This is a genomic window from Methylocystis sp. Uni0008 (assembly GCF_056838045.1).
The window spans coordinates 2,107,122-2,124,116 of sequence record NZ_CM166370.1; the positions used below are offsets into that span (position 1 = coordinate 2,107,122).

Consider the following 16,995-nt stretch of genomic DNA (forward strand, 5'->3'; position numbering starts at 1 on the left):
ACGACATGAGATACATGTCTTGAATGTATGACGCTCTATAGAATGCGTCAAGTTTTACCTGTCGGAGAAGACATGACTGAAAACCAAACCTCGACCGACATTTTTCGCGAGAGGCTAAAAAATGCTAGGGAATTAAGGGGTTATAGCCAGGAGGATCTGGCGAAACGGGCGCGTATGCCGCCCAGCTCGATCGCGCATTTCGAGACCGGCCGCAAACCTTCCTTCGATTCGCTCAAGCGACTCGCGATCGCGCTGGAGATCACTACAGACTACTTGCTCGGCCGCGTCGACAGCCCAGAACTGGCCCAGGACGGCGATCCGCTGTTCCGGGACGTCGCCAAACTGACTGGCCACGACCGCGAGATCGCAAAGGATTTCCTTGAAATGCTGGCCAACCGGAAAGCCAGGAAAGAGAAGGACGAGTGAGCCGGGTCTTCAGCCTCAAGCTTGCCCGGCAGACGGCAGAGGCCTTCCTGAAGGAGGAAGGCCTCACGGAGCTGCCGGTCGACCCCTTCGCCATCGCGGAGAGCCGGGACATCATGATCGAGGGCAAGCCCGAGGAGCATGAGGGCGTGTCGGGCATGCTGCTGCGGCACGGCAATGACTTCGGCATCATTTATGCCACCCATATTCCCAGCGCCGGCTTCCAGCGTTTCAGCGTCAGCCACGAGTTGGGGCACTATTTTTTGCCGGGTCACGTCGACCAAGTCCTGAAGAACGGACCGCACGTCTCGCGCGCGGGATTTGTGACCAACGACCCGTATGAGCTGGAGGCCGATCATTTTGCGGCCGGCCTTTTGATGGCTGAAGCCCCCTTCCGCAAAGCGATGGACCGCCACGACCCGGGGCTGGATGCGATCGACGTGGTGGCGGAACACTGCGTGACGTCGCGCACGGCGACGGCAATCCGCTTCGCGGAACTCACCGACGCTGCCGTCGCGGTCATCGTCAGCACCGGCGAGACGATCGATTACTGCTTCATGTCCGAAGCGATGAAGTCGCTCCCGAAGCTCGACTGGATTCGCAAGGGATCGCTCATTCCAAAGGGTACCGCGACGGCCCGCCTCGTCGCCCAGTGCGATGCCGTGCTGGCTGGGGAGCGCGTGACAGATGAAGTTGATGTGCGCGACTGGCTCGGCGGCACGACGAAGGCCGCCCTGTCTGAAGAGTCCGTTGGTCTCGGCCGGTACGGCAAGGTGCTGACAGTTCTCGTCTCAAAACCGATCGGTCAGGAAGAGACCCAGGCCGATGACGAGAACGAAGACGATCTCATCGAAAGCTGGACGCCACGGTTCCGTCGATGACGGACACAGACGTTAGACTCGGCTTAGCGGCTTGATAGATGTGTCGCCTTATCGTCCGATCCCTCGCCTCCGTCCAAAACTCCAATCCACGCTCCCGCCCGGCGACATGACGCCCGAAACCTGCTTGCCGATTTCCTTCTCCAGCGACGGCGCCCAGGGCACGAGCTGGAAGCCGAGGCCGTCGTCGATCATCGCGAAGCGGCCCGACGCGAGCGTGAGGCGACTGCGATAGACACCGGCGACGGTTTCTCCCTCAGCGACAGCGTGGCGCGGGAGGCCGGTTTCGGCGGCGATGCGACCGCTAGCTACATCGAGTTCCCGCTTCCGCAACGTATCGAGCAAGTCGCGAGCGAAGACGACGCGCTGGCCTTGCCTCCGGCCGAGTCCTTCCGAGACGAGGTGCTCGGTGCGAGCCTCCAGTGCGTCCCTCACTTCGCGTCCAAAGCCGTTCTCGGCGAGAGGTGTCGGCTCCGTGGCCACCAGGCGCCGATCGAGCCACGTCGCGCCGGGGGCGTGAACTTGATCAGCGAGTGCGTGATCGGAGCGCACCGCGAGAACAAGGCGCGACGGTTCACCTTCGCGCGCCATGAGGCACCTCGTTTCGACGATGGCGCCTGGAGCGGCGTCGCTAGTCGCGTCGAGATCAGAAAACCGCACATGATGGGTTCGGCCGTCCACGCCGTCGATGATCGCGAATGCGGAACACTTCAGTTCATCGTCGAGGCCTCGAGAGAGAAGTCGGCCGATGATCGTATCGCCGCGCGTTTCGGCGTCGAGCACGAATTCAGCTGGGGCACGATCAAGACCGCGCTCACTCAAGCCACGATGGATGCGCTTGATGATGTCGCCGCGCTCGCCGAGCGCGCGCAACGTCGTCTCCGCGTTCTCGGCCATGACCCATTGTCCTGGGCCGGTCGGCGCCGCGAGGCCGAGTCTCTCCAGCTTGCGGGCGCGGGCGACAAGCATGGTTCGCTCGGCATTCTGAGCCCGGTCGCCAACGGGCCGAAGATCAATCAACCCGTCATGGCGGGCGCCCTCGCGCGCGAGGGCTTGATCGAGCGGCGTCCAGCGATCGGCGTCGACTTGCCTCTCCAAAGCGCGACGGATTTCCTGCTCGCTACGGGCCCCAAGCTCCAAGGTCACGAGCTGTTCGGCCCGGGCGCGAAGACCCCGGCTGATATAGTCGCGGTTGATAACGAGATCGCCGCCGTCGTCTGCTCGGCCCCGCATCAGGACGTGGATGTGGGGATGCTCGGTGTTCCAATGTTCGACCGCCACCCAATCGATCGTCGTGCGGAGATCGCGCGACATTTCTGCCATCAGATCGCGCGTGAAGGCGCGAAGGTCGGAGAGCTCGGGGGCGTCATCTGGGGAGACAATGAATCGAAAATGGTGTCGGTCGCCCTGGCAGCGTTCGGCGAAAGCGCGTGCATCCGCTTCGTCGCTGGCCGCGTCGAACATTCTGCCCGGAGCGCCGTCGCGGGTGACGCCGTCGCGGCGAAGATAGGACAGGTGAGCGGAGAGCGGCACCGATTTTTGGCTGTGCCGAACGACGCGCGCCTTGATCACCACGCCACGAGACCCTGAACTCAGACCGCGCAGCGCACCGAGGCTCGCGGCGCGGCCGCGCCCGAAGGCGCCGCGACTACTTCCGCGAGCGCCAGAGCGATGCAGCCCGCCGGCCTTCTGCGTCGCCGCGAGAACGCGCGCAACGAAGCTCTTCCCCTTTACCGGCGCCTTCGATCGGATACGGCCAGGACGAATGTTGATTTCGTCGTCACGAGACATGGCAGCAGTCCGACGAGGTGAAAATTGATGAGTCTATGCAACGGCTTGTCGAAACCGACCGGCTGCGCCTCAAATACGCAGCCTGTGCGAACATGTTGACGAGTAACGCCAAAACGACCGCCCGAGAAAGCCGCAGGCTGTCTCTTTTATCCTGCCATAGGTCGGTCGCTTGCGCTCCCTCCGCCACGCTCGCGCACAAAGGCGCGAGTTGCTGCGCTAACATGCGATAGAGCTTGAAAGGGATCATCGAGCGCGACGCGCTACAAAAATTTCGGTAGCCGAACGATGAACCGGGCTCAAATCTGCGATAGCGTCGTCATTCGAAAGCGAAATTCGCGCAAATATTTTGTCGTCGCGCTGCGCCGGAAAAAGAGGGTGAGGGACGGCTTCCCCGGTAGTCGCTCCGGCGCTGGTCGCGCTGTTTCCGGCGATTTGCCGCGCAGAATTCAGTTTGGTTAGAGCAACGAAGGTTGACGGTTTGCTGATGTCGGCGGATGGGGAACTTTGTTTGGCAGGAAGCTCATCGAGGCCCAATTTCAATGCAAGTCCCGCAACGTAATTTGTCGTCTCCGCCGGCAACGGGCGTCCATGCAAATATTCTCCGTAGCGCCGCGGACCGGCATTATAGGCGGCAAGGAAACCGCCTTCGCCATAACGCTCGAACATCTCGGAAAGATAGGCTGCGCCGGCCAAGATGTTGTCGCGTGGATCGAATGGATCGGGTCCAAGAGCATGCTTGAGGCGTAGCTCCAGGTAGGTCGCTGGCATGATCTGCATCAGACCGATTGCGCCTTTTCGGGATACGGCGCATGTGTCGCCATGACTTTCAGCGCGCATGACTGCCCCAATCCATTGGGGCGGGATATGGAAGCGGCGCGACGCCTCGTCAGTCGCACTGCTGATGGCTTCCGCCGATGCCTGAGTCGAATTGAGCGCGCATTTGGCGGTTTCGGTAGCATGTGCCTGCGAAAGCAAAATCGCGCCAAACGCTGTCAAAAAACTGAGCATATTCACCGAAAACGCAAATCGGCGGCAACGTCCTCTGGTGAGCGTGCGAATTTTCTTAGGCGCCATTCGCGTCACTCCCACGTCCAAAGCGGGACTGCGCGTCCAATCAACTTTTCCAAAGGAATGGTCCCGAAGTAGCGTCCGTCGAGCGACGAGGATTCATCCCAGTTGAGAAGAAAGACTTTGCCTGGAGCCACCGAAAGGCAGCCGCTCCAAGTAGGCAGCGGTCGCCCGAGGTGGTCGCGTTCCTGAGCCTCGGCCATATCGATGCCGTCGACCGTCACGGCCCGCCCGTTGCGGCAGATTGATTGCCCTGGCAATGCCGCAACCCGCTTGATCAGCAGCGCGCCGGAGGCGAGATAGGCGCGTTCGGTAAGCCAGTTTGACAGCTCATTGGTCGGCCGTGCGACGACAAGATCGGTGACGGCGAGTTTGCCTATAGACTGCACGGAATAGAGACCTATTGGGACGCTGGCGGAAGCGTTCCAAACCACAAGCGGATCGTGCGTCGCCGCGAATGTTGACGCGACGGCGCAGCTTGCGAGCAATGTGAGAACGATGGATCTGATCATTTGGACTTTACCCTCGCGCGCAGGAGCCAGGCCTTATGGCGTTCTCGCGTATAGGGCCGCGGCGGCAGGCCAGCAGCCAGCCGACTGTGGATATGCCGCCAATGATCCGGGCAAATATCTTGCGGCGCAAAGCCAAGCGCTTCGACGGCGTCGATGGCGCGCAGAACCCGCTGAACATTGTTCCAGCCTACCGCTCGCAGAAGAATTTCAGCGCCGGGTTTGACGGCGGGGACAGTCGAATAGGGCTCGATCGATTTGCAGGCGCGCAGAATATCGATGCGCGAAACAAGCGTCCCGTAACCGTTCGACGCCCAGCGGACGAATGCGAAAATTGATCCCGGCGCGAAGTAAGCTATGCGTCGCCGACGGTCGAGCGTGCGTTCGTTCCCAGGCGCGCCGAAACGAATCCAGCGCTCGATCTTGCCCTTGAGAAAATAGAGCTCCACTTCGGTGAGCGGGGTCATGGCGCGCCTCCGCAAGGCGCAGAACTCTCCGAGTTAATTGCGACGTATGGATCGATAATGGAGCGAGTTCTCTCGATGCGCCGCTTTTGCGCAGGCGCGCGGCCTCGGAGCGTGGCCTTGGGACGCCGATAAATGACGATGGACGCGGACCGACGGCTCTGCCCGCCCTCTCTTTTCGGCAGACCTTGGCCAGGAGTGTCCACAAGGTGGATTGCGGCGCTGTCCGTTAGAATGAATCCGAAGGATTCAATGTTAGTACAGTTAGGAAGGCCGTGAACGATGACATAGCAGGGCTTTAGTGACCATTTTGGTCCCCGATAGCACGAGGATCTGGTCCCTGATGGCACGATAGGGTCGGTCCCCGATAGCACGAACGTTTTCACAGCTTATCCACAGAGGGGAGAGATAAATCGAGGCGGTCTAAAGCGCGCTCGAATGGGTCGAGTGGAATCGGCGCGAAGACGAGACGCTCGTCACCAAGCGGGCCGTGACGGATGGAGAGCTGGTAGTTTGGAAGCGGCTGCCGACGTACGATGTCGCGCAGGTCGAACGCAAAATGTTTGAGCGGCGACAGTGCGCCGGACTTCACGTGGAGATGTCGGAAATCGAAACTCCAGCCGCCGCCTTTACGGCCGCCATGCTTGCGCACGAGGCGATAGAGCCAGCGCTCCAAACCGCCCGTGAGCGCGAAATATTCCCGATCAATCGTCAGCACCAGGGCTTCATTCAGGATGCTCGCATAGAACCAATCCGGCAGGATCAATTCGACGCCGAGCGGCCGACCGTTCGCGTCGGAGGTTTCTTTCCATTCATTGATCCAGGAGAAGCGGTGGCGCCGCCGCTCCGCCGGCTGGCGGATGGATGTCGCGACGCTTGTCGACTGCAGCCGGTCGAGCGCACCCTTCAGCCGCTGATAGTCACGCGCACTCGTCGTGCGCCCGATGAACGTCAGAATCTCATAAGGAGTCGCCGCCATCAGGCGCGATGTTTTCAAGCCATTGTCGCGCGCCTGGACGATCTGGGAAGCCGCCCAAATGAGCACGTCGGCGTCCCAAATGGTCGCCATGCCGTGCTCAGGCGTCGCTTCGACTTTGATGACAATCTCTCCCATCCGGAAGTCGATCGGCGTCAAGCGTTTGGATTTGGCGAGGCTGAAAAATGGGTAGGACATCAGGTCCTGGGCGTCGCGCGGCGCGAGATCGCCAGGGAGCGCGCGAAACAACTCGAGCTGCTCCCATTCGTCGCTGAGGAGACGGCCGGATCGGCGTGCCATGGCGCGAGTCCGAGAGCTCAACGGCGCGGCTGACTGACGCGAAGGAGCACGTCACTGGCGTGGCGACGCGCCGGCAAAACGGTCCCGACGCCGGGATCGGACGTTGAGGCTTTGGTTCCGCGTTCTACCCATGCCTGGAGGTCGTCGACGCGATAAACGACACGGCCGCCGAGCTTGGAGTAGCGGGGGCCGGTGCCATAGGTGCGGTGCTTTTCGAGCGTGCGGCCAGAGAGACCGAGGAAGCGTGCGGCTTCGGGCGTGCGCAGATAGCGCGGCGGGAGTTCTGCTGATTGCGCGGACATGATCGAACCTTCGAATGGCGAGGCGCGCCGCCGACGATCGGCGGCCGTCGTCGATCACACTGGCGGAGAAGGTTCGGAGGGAGGGATGACGAATTTATCGAGTGCGAGATTCGTCACCCTCGCTGTTGCCGGTTCTCGCGACGCGGAAAGCGGCTGAGCGGAATTGTCCGCGAGCGGATCGGCTATTTTGTCAGAAGCTTGCGATAGCCGCCGCGCATCAGCGCAATGCCGCCTTTCACGAGGCGGATTGTCGTGGCGCGGATCGAGGAAGTCTTCCAAGGCTCGCGGTTCAGTCGCTCACGACCGAATAGTTGCTGTGCAATGTCGCGATAGGTTGCCTTCACTAGGTGTCCATCGAGGGCGCGGAGCATCTCTGACATTCGCTTATCGTGGATTTGCGCCGCGCCGGCGGAGGATGCCCCGCTGATATGGCGGAGAAAACGCAAGGTTGCCGCAGAACGCGTCTGTGTCGACTTATCGACGGGAATAAGCGCTGAAAGCGCGGCGCCTGGCGCCGGAGGGCCGGGCAACCAGAGCCGATGTTCCCGGCGTCTCGCGCCAAGGATTAAATAGTCTCCATCCGACGTCGTGCGACGAGACCGTAGGTCGGGCCAATTTTGCGGCGCGTAGACGAGCATTGAGGTAAGGGCTGGATGCGCGTCGAGCATCACAACGCTGGAGCAGCATTCGGGACGCCAGAAAATTTCCGCTTCGACGGCGTTCAGCGCTGGATCAACCGCGAAATCGAAGCCCCCAACACCGCTCGGGTCCGTCTACGCCGGCGTCGAGCCGCGCCCGGAACTCGGGATCGGCGTATTGCGCCTGATAGTCATCGTTGCGCCGCAGATATTCCCAGGCGTAGTCGCGCCAGTTTGTATCTCGCAAATGCTCATATGCGCCTTCTGAGCGCCAATCGCCGCTTGTCATGAATATTCTCATCGTGGAGTGGCTAAGCCAATGTTTGAAAGACTATTTGTCGATAATTTGTCTAAGAAATCCCGGAACTGCGGCGCCATCGTTCTCGGCGAACGGCCCGTTACATCACCTTCCCAATGGCGCCTGATCGAACCATATCAATTTAGCGCTACAAAACTCGGCCCGAAGAACCACTCACGGCGACCCGTCGAGAAGGTGCTTGTAACCATTCATCGTCATCCATTTTGCACGCTTAAGATGCGTATCGTAGGCACGCTTCGCGCGTTCTGGCTCACGTTCCGAATCGATTCCAAGGACGATTTTCGCTACTTCTTCCCAAGCGGCGCCTTCCTTTGCGGCGTCTAGCAATCGCAGATAAATGATCGAATGAGCGCGGTCGTAGTCGACCACGTGGTCGTCAGTGGGCGCGACGTCGGCGATTGAGCTGGCTTTGGTGTGCGGCACGGTTTCCGATTCCGGGAACATTAGATGTTTACTCTAGCCAATCTTTCCCGCGAGCGTCTCGCGCGAAATTGGGGCGCAAATACATACTATAGTGGATAAACCTCATAGTGTGTGTCGGTCCAGCCTTTCCTCATGGATATGCGGAGGCTGGTCGGCAGAAACGTACGAAGAATCAGGCTTGAGAAAGGCCTGACGCAAGAGAAGTTTGCCGAACAGTCGGGATTTACCCAGCAATATGTGAGCGGCCTTGAGCGCGGCCTCCGAAATCCAACGATTGTGAGCCTCTACGAAATCGCGCTTGCGCTAGGCGTGGATCATGTCGCCTTGATCACCCCGGATGATGAAGCGCGCGAAGAAGAGGCGCGACGCCTCGAAGGGAAAGCGCGCGGGCGGTCGAAAGGTAGCGCGAAGCGACGGGAGTCAAAGGCTCCGAGGAAAACAGCGCGAGCAAGTGGAAAACCAAGCGCCAAAGCGTGACTTACCCGAAAGGAAGGACTGCCCCGCCCGATGTCTCAGGCGGGGCATTGGCGTTCAGTCGCCATTCGGTTTGCGACCCCGCGACCAGATCAGCGAGTAGCCGTCGCCATCCTCGTCGTCGAAGAGATTGGCGTAGATCGGAGCCGTGAAGCTCGGATCGTCGAGCTTGACCGAGAGATAGTCTCGGCCCTCGTTGGAGCGCTTGGACCAGGCGGCGCCGATTTCCGCACGACCGACGAAGACTCGATGACTCGGGGCGTTGTCGTTGGCACGGTTGGCCTCGGGGACGATGCGGACGCCTTTGGCCTGGACGCTGAGCGTCACGATTTCGCCGAGGAATTCGTTGCCGGATTTCTTGAAAGAGCCGATGTTCGCCATGGTAAGTCTCCTTAGGTTCTGCTGTCTTCGAGCCCGCGACCATCGCGGCCTCGATGGCGATCAACAGGCCGAAGGCGACTCGCCGACGCACCCGCAGGGCAGCAGCGAAGCGGAGGACGGCATGGGCGCGGCTTTCTTGCTTCGCGAGGAATGACGCCGCAGGCGTCAGGGGAAGAAAGTTGCGCCTATGCTGTTGCGGCTATGGCGATCGAGGCGCAGCCGGTCTTCGGCCAGATGAAGCCATAAGAGAGGTCGTGATGGTCGTAGCTGGCCAGACAGCAACCTCTAGAGATGACTTCGCCAACGGGTGGGCAAAAAAACAAGACCGTCGGAATTCAAAGCGAGGGAAAGGAAGTAGCCGCGCGCGAAAAGGCGGGGCGTCAGGAATGGGTCGCTTCCAACATATCTGCCGAGAACAAAGGTAAGGCAGCTGGCGACCGGATGCACCGCCGTCACGAATTTCTCGAACGCCCGGCGACACAGCGAGGCTCGAATAAGTCGCCTTAGAGCATGACGCAGACCGCTCCCTGCATCTATGGACGACGGCAAAGTTGCACGCGTGCGATTCGCTAGCCGGGCGCAGAGACCAAGACAAGAGGCGCTGTCTCCAGTCAGTTAGTGCGCTCTGCACTTTGGCGAATACGTGACCACGCAACAGCCGCCGTCACGATCGAGCCAACGACCGCAAGCGCTTGCCGCCATACAGAAGGTGTCGCCGTCAAACGCGAGAGGCCAAGAGCGGCATGATAGCCGGCGACGACAGCTGGCACTGTGTAAATAGATCCAATGAGCGCCCGGCTCGTGGGGGAATGCGTCGCCGCAAAAATGCGCTGCGCCAAACCGAGCGTAAGTGCGGCGGCGATCACGCCGGCCAGCAACGCGCCCAGCGAATCAAGAGATCCATCTTCGGACATGTGTAACCGGCCATCGAACCGATTTCATAAACTCCCATGCTGCATGCCCGAACAACATCCGGCGGCGCGGCCATGCTCTCCTGCTTCCTGAACCGGCGGGCACGGAACGTCGCCATAGGAGCAGAACACGCAGCAATCCCCCGCCTTTGGCTTGAGGAGGGCGCCGCAGCCCCTGCATTCGTAGAAGAACTGACAAGCGTCAGTCGGCATCATTTCCGCTGATCTATGACCGCAGGACGGGCAAGTAATGGTCGAGACGAGTTGCATTCAGCGGCCTCCAAAAAGCTTGAGCAGCATTGGGTCGATATAGCTCCAACTTGCCGCCGCGAGTACGGCCGTCGACGCGCAGAGGAGCAACGCCAGCGTTGCGCGCGAGCGACCGGGCGACGCGCAGCTTGCGTCCGATGCGCAGGCAACGGGACGCTTCAACCACCACGCTCCCCAGCCCCCGACAACTGCCAGGGCGCTGACAGAGAGCAGCGGAGCGCGCCACATCGCGACCGCTTCGAGTCCGCCCAGCACGCCCGCGCCTGCGCCGAGAGCGGCTAATCCGAGGGGAATGACGCAGCACGACGATGCCACGACCGCGCCGAGACCCGCGACAAGTCCAAAGGCCGCGAACCACTTCGGCGTCGCTGGCGCGGCGGAGGAAGACGGAGCGTCTGGCGTGGTTTTTTGTGCGGCGTGGTTGACGGTCATAGCTTAGCTCGCCCTTTCTCGACGTAGGGGCTATTCTGCAACCCGTAGCAACTACGGGTGCAAGCGAAATATGCAGCCTTTCAGCATTGGGCAACTTGCGGCGGCGACGGGCGTCAATCTCGAAACTGTGCGCTATTACGAGCGCATCGAGCTCATGCCGTCTCCGGCGCGGACGGCGAGTGGGCACCGCGTCTATGAGGAAGGTCATATCCGACGGCTGGCCTTTATTCGCCGCGCTCGCGAGCTGGGATTCAGCATCGAGCAAATCCGCGCGCTTCTGGCGCTCGCCGAGCCGTCCCGCGCGTCCTGCGCCGAGGTAAGAGAGATTGCGCAAGCGCATCTCGACGAGGTTCGAGCGAAGCTCGCAGACCTCGCCAGACTTGAGAATATTCTGGCCGATACAGTCTCCCGCTGCTCGGGCGACCCTGCTCCATCATGCCCCGTGCTCGACATGCTGGCCGCTTCGAAAGGCGCGCCGATCAATCAATCGGCGAAGATTGATCGCCGCATCAAGAGTCGATCTGACGCGCCGACGCGCCGCCGTCGATGAATTTCCATACCGGGATGCCGAGCATGCGCGCCTTATCGGCGAGATTGGCGGAGATGCCTGACCCGGGAAAGACGATGACGCCGATTGGCAGCGTCGCCAGCATGTGGTCGTTTCGCTTGAATGGCGCAGCCTTAGCGTGACGCTTCCAGTCGGGTTTGAAGATGATCTGCGGAACCGCGCGGTTCTCGGCCCAGCAGGCGGCGATGCGTTCGGCGCCCTTAGGCGATCCGCCGTGCAATAGCGCCATATCGGGATGTTTCGCGAGAGCCTTGTCGAGACGATCCCAGATTGCCCGATGATCGTTGAAATCGAGTCCGCCGGTAAAGGCGATTTTTGGACCGGGGGGAAGAAGTGCGTCGGAATCGGCGCGACGTTTGGCGGCGATAAAATCACGACTGTCTATCATTGCGGAGGTCAAAGCGCGGTGATTGACTCTGGAACCCGACCGGGGTCGCCAAGCTGATCCGGTATGGCGCTCGAATTGATCGGCGGCCTCGTCGCGGAAAAGCTCCATGCTGTCGCGGCGCTCGATCAGCGTAACGCCCGCAGCGATCAGACGCTCCAATTCGACCGAGCGGATTTCGGAGCCGTCCTGCTCTTTCTGGCTGCGCTTTTGGGCGGCCTCATTGTCGTCGAGCCCACGTTCGGTCCGCAGCACGGCGCGATGAAAGATATTGACCGTCGACCACAGCAGATCTTCGATATCCGGTTCGAGACGCGTATCTGACAACGTCGAGACGAGCGCGTCGAAGATGTCCGCGACCGCGCCGGCGATAGACTGCGCTTCCGGCAATGGCCGAGGGTCGGGTTCGCCCTCGAAGGGACGAAAGCCATAGAGTTGCAACTCGGTGAGAACGCGATCGGTCGGAGAGGTCGCGAGGGGTGAAGCCGGTCGTGTCTCATTTGAATGGATTGTCATGGCGCAGCCCTTTGCCGGATCGGCCGCGCCCTTCGCGGCCTGCATGGGCGTCCTAGGCGGCAAGGAAGAGCCGGCGCGCACCGCGTAGCGGCCGTAGCGCAGCGCAGGATGGCGGGCGGCGGCTATTTTGTTTCGCGCTGCAAAGCGCCCCTTGAGGGCGCGGCGGAAAATAGTTGCCGTCCGCCGTTGCGGCGCCGGATCGCTTGCCGCAGGACCAACCCCTCTTGAAGGCCGCAGGCTCGGCCCTTTCGGCGATCAGGATCGCCACGAGCAATTCTTCGATTGCGCCGTCCGGATTGGGCCGTCGATCAACCGACCGCGCTGTGCGTTGACATTCGGGGGATGAAGCGAACGACATCTTCAGGAGCGAGCTGCGTTCGCAGCGCCGCAAGAAGTTCGATGCCGAGAAGGCGGAGGTCGTCGTTGAAGTCGGCGAACATCGGCGACAGGACGATCGTCTCAACGCCGGCTGATGACGCTCGCTGCGCGAGTTGGTCCGTCGCATCGTCTCCGGCGGCGTCATTGTCGCGCGCGATGTAGAGGCGGCGCAAAGTCGGCGGGAGCGACAGGCCCGCCAGATTGCTGGCGGAGAGCGCCGCGATCATAGGCAGGCGCGGTAGTGCACACCGAAGCGACATCATGGTCTCGACGCCTTCGCCGGCCACCATAGCGTCGACGACAGATCCGAACCAGACGCCATGACCGCGCAGCTGACCCATGGCCCGCCTCGGCGTTTCGATCGCGGCTTTGTCCTGGCCGGACGGATCGAGCCACGTGCGCTGAACGCCGACGATGTCGCCTGAGGCGTCGGTGATAGCGGCGATCAGCGCCGGAAAGGCCTGCGTCGGCGCGTGTCGATCGGGGCGGTAGTAGCAGCGCGGATGAAAGCGAAGCGCGCTTGTTTCGAGAAAGGCCGTGATGCCGCGATGTCTGAGATAGGTTTCCGCCAGCGTGCCCGCGATCGGGCGCGACATGTGGAACAATCGGCACGCCGACTCGGGAGAGCCGGCCGGAGAGAGTGAAGCAGGGTTTGTCGACGTGGGCATTGCGCCGCATCGCTCGCTGTTCAACAAGCGCCGCGCCTCGTCGAGCACGTCGCCGAAATTGCTCAAATTGCATCGGATGCGGATGACGTCGAGCAAATCGCCGTGCTCGCCCGTCGCCGCATCCACCCATTTGCCGGCGGCGGTTCTTCCATATGCGTCGCCTTTCAGGCGCACAAAAAGCGAGCAGCCCGGCGTATTGTTGATGTCGCCGACGAGCCAATAGCCGCCCGAGCGACGACCGTTCGATAAATACCGGCGGCAGACCGCCTCAGCCTCTTGCGCGAGGCGGCTGGCCAGTTCCGAGGCGACCGAGTTCGACACTGATTCATCCTCCAAGAAAAAAGGGGCCCGCCATCTCTGGCGAGCCCCTCGCTATCGGCCTCGGGGAGGTCTACTCGGCGGCGATGCCCTGGGGGCCGTCGACCGACGCCCGATCAGCATCGTCCCTGGGCGTGGTTTGGTCGATGGCCGATTCGCTTTCGATCGCCGCCGATTGTTCGACGGCCGCGGAGTCTTCCGGACCGGCGGCATCGGAAGATGCTTCCGCCGAAACATTCAGCGGATGTTCAGGCGTGCGGAGCGGCTCAGGAAGCCAGTTCGTTCCGGAAAGAAGCTGTTCCACTTCTTGCGCCATGTCGCCCTTCTTCAGCCCCTCGATGCGCCGGGCGGCGTCGGCGCCTTTTGCTTCGCGAACCGCCTGGACCATCCGCGCCTTGGTGACGCGGCCGAGGAAATTGTCGACCGTTGGCGTCCACCCCGTTGCTGCGATGTCGAGGGAAAGCGAAACCGCGAGACAATCCGCATGGGCGATAGCGCGCGGCCGTCGGCTCCAGGGCTCGTGCACGGCGTTTACCGTCAGCGAGACGCAATGTGCGAAGAGTTGCTGGCGCGCTTCGGCGTCAAAGGTCGTGAGTGCGTCCCAGAGGTCTTGCGGCTCCGCCGGGAGTTGCTGCGACCAGTCGAGATGACGCGGGTCGACCTTCGCTGCGAGCGGCGTATCCGAGAGACCTGGCGCCTGTGCGCCGAAACGAACATTCTTTGCTTCGATCTCAAGACAGGTGTCGGAGCCATAGCGATAGAAGAGCCGCAGACACAGGGCATGAAGCGCCGCGAGGAACGCGGTGTCCGGGTCATTGCCGAGCGCCTCGCGCAGCGCCAGCGTGCGATAGGCGGTCAGTTCGGTCAGCAATTTGTCCGCCAAAGGCCTAACGCCTTCGTCTTCCTCGTCTTCCACTGGGCTCGTTCGAACAGCGTCATCGCCATCGGATGCGTCGGGATGAGGCATGACGGCCGCAGTCGAACCCGCGCCAGCGGCTTCTTCGATCTCGATTCTGGCGGTTGATGCTTCGGGCTTCTCGCTTTGCGCTTCGTCCTTGGGGCGGACGTAGCCGCGCTCGACCCGCAGCCGTCCAGAGCCGTCGATGCTGACAAAAACGCCCGCGCGGGCGATATCCTCCTGCGCGTAAATAACCGGGCGGTCTTCCATCGCTTCGAGCGCCGCCTCGATCTCCCCAAGTCGCATATCGACTTCCTCGGGGATTTCGTCGGCTTCGGAATAGTCCGCTTCGAGCTGAGCGGCTTCGAGACGAAGCGACTCACGTGTTGCGACTTCTTCTTCGCTCAAAGGCTGGCGTTCGCCCTGAAGGTGGCGGAGCCCATAGGTGTGGCCATAGGGAAAGTCGATCGCCGTCTCGACCCATTTCCAGCCCTCCTGGCAAATGGGTTCGGCGTCGCGCGCCAGCTTTTCGGCGACCAGCCGTTCAAGCAGGGCGACATCCTGTAGCCAGCCGCCGTCATCGCTCTGGAAAAGGTCGCGCATGATAGGCCCGCCGGCGGCGAGGTAGTCTTCGGCGACATATTGCGCGCGCTTGTCTGAAGCCCGCACCGCGCCTTCGGTGAGAAGGCGGCGGATTTGATAGGCTTCCTTGTTGTAGGAGCGCTGGATCGCCTCCCAGACCTGCTCCTGACGCTCATGGTCAGGATTGACGGTAAAGGCCATGAGCTGATCGAGCGTCATGCCGTCCTCGGCGTAGATGTCCAGAAGGTTTGGGGACACGGAGGCAAGCCGCAGCCGCTGCTTCACGACGGCGACGCTGACGAAAAAGGCGGCGGCGATCTCCTCCTCACTTTGGCCCTTCTCGCGCAAGGTCAGAAAAGCCTGGAACTGATCTAGGGGATGCAAGGGCGCGCGCTGGATATTTTCAGCGAGGCTGTCTTCCTCAGGAGTTCCTTCCAAACGAATGACGCAGGGGATGGGGGCGTTGCGTGCCAGGCGCTTCTGCTTAACGAGAAGCTCCAGCGCGCGGTAGCGGCGCCCGCCCGCCGGAATCTCGAACATGGTCTCGGTGCCATGCTCGTCGAGGACAGGCCGCACGGTGATGCTCTGCAGGAGCGTGCGGCGGGCGATATCCTCCGCGAGTTCTTCGATCGAGACGCCGGCCTTGATGCGGCGAACATTCGCCTGGGACAGGACCAGCTTATTGAAGGGGATGTCGCGCGAGGCGCTGAGCTGAATTTTCTGAGCCGACTTGGCCATGGCAATGAACTCCGCGACGGGCGGCCGAGAGCCTCTCTCCTGGCCTCCAACCCGTCACGAAGCGCAGCGCCGCCCTCTGACTTTAAGGGCGACGCCGGGACATCACGGAGTTGAGGGCAAGAGTAGCAAGGGGCGCCGCACACAGCGCTTGCCACTGCGCCAGTAGGGCCTGGAATTACGCCGCGCGGTCGAACAGTTTCTTTGCACGCGTCTCGAGATCGAGCCTTGCGTCCTGATGCGTCTTCTTACGCGCGATCGCTGTAATCCCCTGCACGAAATCGAAGACACTTTCCGGCTTGCGACCTTCCTCAGTCAGCACCGTTTCGATGATCTTCGCGGTCTCCGGTTTCGAAAAGCCGCGCTTGCGCAGGAATTCGGCGCGATCATCGTCATTGTGGGCGACAATCCGTTCCCGCGCAGCCTTGACGCCATTGATGAATGGCATGGGCGAGGAATTGGCGAATCTTGTCAGCGCCGGCGCCGCCTCATGCGCGAAGCGCGATGCTGCATATTTGGAATGGCGGATCGTGATCTCTTCGAAATCCTCGACGCCCCAAAGATTGCGGTTCTGACAAACGGCCCGAAGATAAAAGCTCGCAATGCCTAGCGTTTTCGCGCCGACTTCTGAGTTCCAGCAGTAGAAACCTCGAAAGAAAAGATCAGGCGACCCGTCAGGCAGACGGCCGGCCTCGATCGGGTTCAGATCATCGACGAGGAAGAGGAAGACGTCGCGGTCTGAGGCATAGAGTGTCGTCGTATCCTGTGTCACGTCGACATTGGGGTTGTAGATTCCTGTCGACCAGTCGAGCACGCCCGGAACTTTCCAGCGCGTGTCGCCTGTCCCATCGCCCGCGATGCGCTGCACTGCGGATACGAGTTCATAATCGAAGATCCGGCCATAGTCTGGACCGGTCACTGCGCGCAGCTCAACGCGACCGTCGTCGATCTCGAGGGTCTTGACCTGCTCGGCGCGATGCGAGCTCAGCCCATATTGCAGATTGATCCCCGCGAGCGATGCCGGCAGCTGACGCAGATATGTCGCGGGCGCGCCGACGAGACTGGCGAGTTGCCCGAAGCTCCAATGCGTCGGCGCGATTGGCGCATCGGAACCAGGCAGCGAGAGCGCAAGCTTATCGGAATCGTCGCGTCTGGCTTCGACGCGGATCGCAGCGCTCTCTACCGTGCGCGTTCGGCTGCGCTCGGTCCGGCCGTACACGGCCGCGAACAGCTCCGACAGCGACAGATACCGCTCATCCGCGGGCCGCGAGAACCATTCAGAGGACACGCGTCCAATCCGCGCGCCGCGGCTCGCATCCACCTTGTAGCCGCCGTCGTGTCCACGCGCGGCGTCCAGAAATTCCACCTGAGTCATGGTCCGTCTCCAT

The 16,995-nt window shown here is 61.7% G+C and carries 20 protein-coding genes and 1 pseudogene; 4 read left to right on the top strand and 17 right to left on the bottom strand.

Annotated elements, in window-relative coordinates; genetic code table 11:
- Positions 1-42 precede the first annotated feature (42 nt).
- Both AC0X69_RS10505 and AC0X69_RS10510 read left to right on the top strand, forming a co-directional pair.
- Positions 43-426 carry a helix-turn-helix domain-containing protein gene (locus tag AC0X69_RS10505; RefSeq protein WP_482607443.1) on the top strand — a complete coding sequence of 128 codons (384 nt, stop codon included), beginning with the start codon at positions 43-45 and terminating at the stop codon, positions 424-426.
- Entirely contained in the window at positions 423-1,304 is an 882-nt protein-coding gene (locus AC0X69_RS10510) for an ImmA/IrrE family metallo-endopeptidase (RefSeq protein WP_482607444.1), read from the top strand. Before AC0X69_RS10505 ends, AC0X69_RS10510 begins: the two co-directional genes overlap by 4 nt.
- Before the next feature lie 48 nt (positions 1,305-1,352).
- On the opposite strand, the gene AC0X69_RS10515 is transcribed toward AC0X69_RS10510, so the two are convergent.
- The 9 genes from AC0X69_RS10515 to AC0X69_RS10555 all read right to left on the bottom strand — a co-directional run bounded on the left by AC0X69_RS10515 (position 1,353) and on the right by AC0X69_RS10555 (position 8,112).
- Positions 1,353-3,092, bottom strand: a complete 1,740-nt coding sequence (locus tag AC0X69_RS10515; RefSeq protein WP_482607446.1) for a relaxase/mobilization nuclease domain-containing protein — start codon at positions 3,090-3,092, stop codon at positions 1,353-1,355.
- Between the two features lie 243 nt (positions 3,093-3,335).
- Complete coding sequence (locus tag AC0X69_RS10520; protein ID WP_482607447.1) at positions 3,336-4,166, bottom strand: lytic transglycosylase domain-containing protein; 831 nt, start codon at positions 4,164-4,166, stop codon at positions 3,336-3,338.
- Positions 4,167-4,171: 5 nt separating this feature from the next.
- Positions 4,172-4,672, bottom strand: coding sequence for a S26 family signal peptidase (locus AC0X69_RS10525; protein WP_482607448.1), 501 nt, complete (start codon positions 4,670-4,672; stop codon positions 4,172-4,174).
- Positions 4,669-5,136, bottom strand: coding sequence for a DUF2840 domain-containing protein (locus AC0X69_RS10530; RefSeq protein ID WP_482607450.1), 468 nt, complete (start codon positions 5,134-5,136; stop codon positions 4,669-4,671). Before AC0X69_RS10530 ends, AC0X69_RS10525 begins: the two co-directional genes overlap by 4 nt.
- A gap of 379 nt (positions 5,137-5,515) precedes the next feature.
- The gene (locus AC0X69_RS10535) at positions 5,516-6,409 is read right to left on the bottom strand and encodes a replication initiator protein A (RefSeq protein ID WP_482607452.1); all 894 of its coding nucleotides are present in this window, start codon (positions 6,407-6,409) and stop codon (positions 5,516-5,518) included.
- A 17-nt stretch (positions 6,410-6,426) separates the two neighbouring features.
- Complete coding sequence (locus tag AC0X69_RS10540; protein WP_482607454.1) at positions 6,427-6,711, bottom strand: helix-turn-helix transcriptional regulator; 285 nt, start codon at positions 6,709-6,711, stop codon at positions 6,427-6,429.
- Positions 6,712-6,893: 182 nt separating this feature from the next.
- Complete coding sequence (locus AC0X69_RS10545) at positions 6,894-7,157, bottom strand: DUF2285 domain-containing protein (RefSeq protein ID WP_482607456.1); 264 nt, start codon at positions 7,155-7,157, stop codon at positions 6,894-6,896.
- Between the two features lie 286 nt (positions 7,158-7,443).
- Complete coding sequence (locus AC0X69_RS10550; protein ID WP_482607458.1) at positions 7,444-7,638, bottom strand: transcriptional regulator domain-containing protein; 195 nt, start codon at positions 7,636-7,638, stop codon at positions 7,444-7,446.
- Positions 7,639-7,821: 183 nt separating this feature from the next.
- Positions 7,822-8,112 (bottom strand): hypothetical protein, encoded by a 291-nt coding sequence (locus AC0X69_RS10555; RefSeq protein ID WP_482607460.1) that lies wholly within the window; start codon positions 8,110-8,112, stop codon positions 7,822-7,824.
- 117 nt (positions 8,113-8,229) lie between these two features.
- Here AC0X69_RS10555 and AC0X69_RS10560 point away from each other — a divergent pair, with 117 nt between their 5' ends.
- Complete coding sequence (locus AC0X69_RS10560; RefSeq protein WP_482613361.1) at positions 8,230-8,568, top strand: helix-turn-helix domain-containing protein; 339 nt, start codon at positions 8,230-8,232, stop codon at positions 8,566-8,568.
- A gap of 54 nt (positions 8,569-8,622) precedes the next feature.
- Here AC0X69_RS10560 and AC0X69_RS10565 read toward each other — a convergent pair whose 3' ends face one another.
- The 4 genes from AC0X69_RS10565 to AC0X69_RS10580 form a co-directional block, all read right to left on the bottom strand.
- Positions 8,623-8,946, bottom strand: a complete 324-nt coding sequence (locus tag AC0X69_RS10565) for a DUF736 domain-containing protein (protein WP_482607462.1) — start codon at positions 8,944-8,946, stop codon at positions 8,623-8,625.
- Between the two features lie 611 nt (positions 8,947-9,557).
- Positions 9,558-9,860 carry a hypothetical protein gene (locus AC0X69_RS10570; protein ID WP_482607464.1) on the bottom strand — a complete coding sequence of 101 codons (303 nt, stop codon included), beginning with the start codon at positions 9,858-9,860 and terminating at the stop codon, positions 9,558-9,560.
- Between the two features lie 24 nt (positions 9,861-9,884).
- Positions 9,885-10,127 (bottom strand): GDCCVxC domain-containing (seleno)protein, encoded by a 243-nt coding sequence (locus AC0X69_RS10575; protein WP_482607466.1) that lies wholly within the window; start codon positions 10,125-10,127, stop codon positions 9,885-9,887.
- On the bottom strand, positions 10,128-10,559 hold the full coding sequence (locus tag AC0X69_RS10580; protein WP_482607468.1) for a mercury transporter MerT: 432 nt from the start codon (positions 10,557-10,559) through the stop codon (positions 10,128-10,130).
- 70 nt (positions 10,560-10,629) lie between these two features.
- Here AC0X69_RS10580 and AC0X69_RS10585 point away from each other — a divergent pair.
- A pseudogene (locus tag AC0X69_RS10585) lies at positions 10,630-11,022 on the top strand (MerR family transcriptional regulator); the annotation flags it as partial.
- A gap of 46 nt (positions 11,023-11,068) precedes the next feature.
- Here the strand turns inward: AC0X69_RS10585 and AC0X69_RS10590 are convergent.
- The 4 genes from AC0X69_RS10590 to AC0X69_RS10605 form a co-directional block, all read right to left on the bottom strand.
- Positions 11,069-12,028 (bottom strand): DUF2493 domain-containing protein, encoded by a 960-nt coding sequence (locus tag AC0X69_RS10590; RefSeq protein WP_482607470.1) that lies wholly within the window; start codon positions 12,026-12,028, stop codon positions 11,069-11,071.
- 308 nt (positions 12,029-12,336) lie between these two features.
- Positions 12,337-13,395 (bottom strand): DUF7146 domain-containing protein, encoded by a 1,059-nt coding sequence (locus AC0X69_RS10595; protein WP_482607471.1) that lies wholly within the window; start codon positions 13,393-13,395, stop codon positions 12,337-12,339.
- A 70-nt stretch (positions 13,396-13,465) separates the two neighbouring features.
- Positions 13,466-15,610, bottom strand: a complete 2,145-nt coding sequence (locus AC0X69_RS10600; protein WP_482607473.1) for a ParB/RepB/Spo0J family partition protein — start codon at positions 15,608-15,610, stop codon at positions 13,466-13,468.
- Positions 15,611-15,785: 175 nt separating this feature from the next.
- On the bottom strand, positions 15,786-16,982 hold the full coding sequence (locus AC0X69_RS10605) for a DUF932 domain-containing protein (RefSeq protein WP_482607475.1): 1,197 nt from the start codon (positions 16,980-16,982) through the stop codon (positions 15,786-15,788).
- Between the last annotated feature and the right edge of the window lie 13 nt (positions 16,983-16,995).

What these genes read in the sequence shown, in the direction of transcription:
- AC0X69_RS10570 (WP_482607464.1), bottom strand. Translation starts at nt 9,860, where the DNA reads ATGTCCGAAGATGGATCTCTTGATTCGCTGGGCGCGTTGCTGGCCGGC.
- AC0X69_RS10505 (WP_482607443.1), top strand. Translation starts at nt 43, where the DNA reads ATGCGTCAAGTTTTACCTGTCGGAGAAGACATGACTGAAAACCAAACC.
- AC0X69_RS10520 (WP_482607447.1), bottom strand. Translation starts at nt 4,166, where the DNA reads ATGGCGCCTAAGAAAATTCGCACGCTCACCAGAGGACGTTGCCGCCGA.
- AC0X69_RS10515 (WP_482607446.1), bottom strand. Translation starts at nt 3,092, where the DNA reads ATGTCTCGTGACGACGAAATCAACATTCGTCCTGGCCGTATCCGATCG.
- AC0X69_RS10550 (WP_482607458.1), bottom strand. Translation starts at nt 7,638, where the DNA reads ATGACAAGCGGCGATTGGCGCTCAGAAGGCGCATATGAGCATTTGCGA.
- AC0X69_RS10590 (WP_482607470.1), bottom strand. Translation starts at nt 12,028, where the DNA reads ATGACAATCCATTCAAATGAGACACGACCGGCTTCACCCCTCGCGACC.
- AC0X69_RS10605 (WP_482607475.1), bottom strand. Translation starts at nt 16,982, where the DNA reads ATGACTCAGGTGGAATTTCTGGACGCCGCGCGTGGACACGACGGCGGC.
- AC0X69_RS10555 (WP_482607460.1), bottom strand. Translation starts at nt 8,112, where the DNA reads ATGTTCCCGGAATCGGAAACCGTGCCGCACACCAAAGCCAGCTCAATC.
- AC0X69_RS10560 (WP_482613361.1), top strand. Translation starts at nt 8,230, where the DNA reads ATGCGGAGGCTGGTCGGCAGAAACGTACGAAGAATCAGGCTTGAGAAA.
- AC0X69_RS10525 (WP_482607448.1), bottom strand. Translation starts at nt 4,672, where the DNA reads ATGATCAGATCCATCGTTCTCACATTGCTCGCAAGCTGCGCCGTCGCG.
- AC0X69_RS10530 (WP_482607450.1), bottom strand. Translation starts at nt 5,136, where the DNA reads ATGACCCCGCTCACCGAAGTGGAGCTCTATTTTCTCAAGGGCAAGATC.
- AC0X69_RS10535 (WP_482607452.1), bottom strand. Translation starts at nt 6,409, where the DNA reads ATGGCACGCCGATCCGGCCGTCTCCTCAGCGACGAATGGGAGCAGCTC.
- AC0X69_RS10540 (WP_482607454.1), bottom strand. Translation starts at nt 6,711, where the DNA reads ATGTCCGCGCAATCAGCAGAACTCCCGCCGCGCTATCTGCGCACGCCC.
- AC0X69_RS10565 (WP_482607462.1), bottom strand. Translation starts at nt 8,946, where the DNA reads ATGGCGAACATCGGCTCTTTCAAGAAATCCGGCAACGAATTCCTCGGC.
- AC0X69_RS10580 (WP_482607468.1), bottom strand. Translation starts at nt 10,559, where the DNA reads ATGACCGTCAACCACGCCGCACAAAAAACCACGCCAGACGCTCCGTCT.
- AC0X69_RS10575 (WP_482607466.1), bottom strand. Translation starts at nt 10,127, where the DNA reads ATGCAACTCGTCTCGACCATTACTTGCCCGTCCTGCGGTCATAGATCA.
- AC0X69_RS10600 (WP_482607473.1), bottom strand. Translation starts at nt 15,610, where the DNA reads ATGGCCAAGTCGGCTCAGAAAATTCAGCTCAGCGCCTCGCGCGACATC.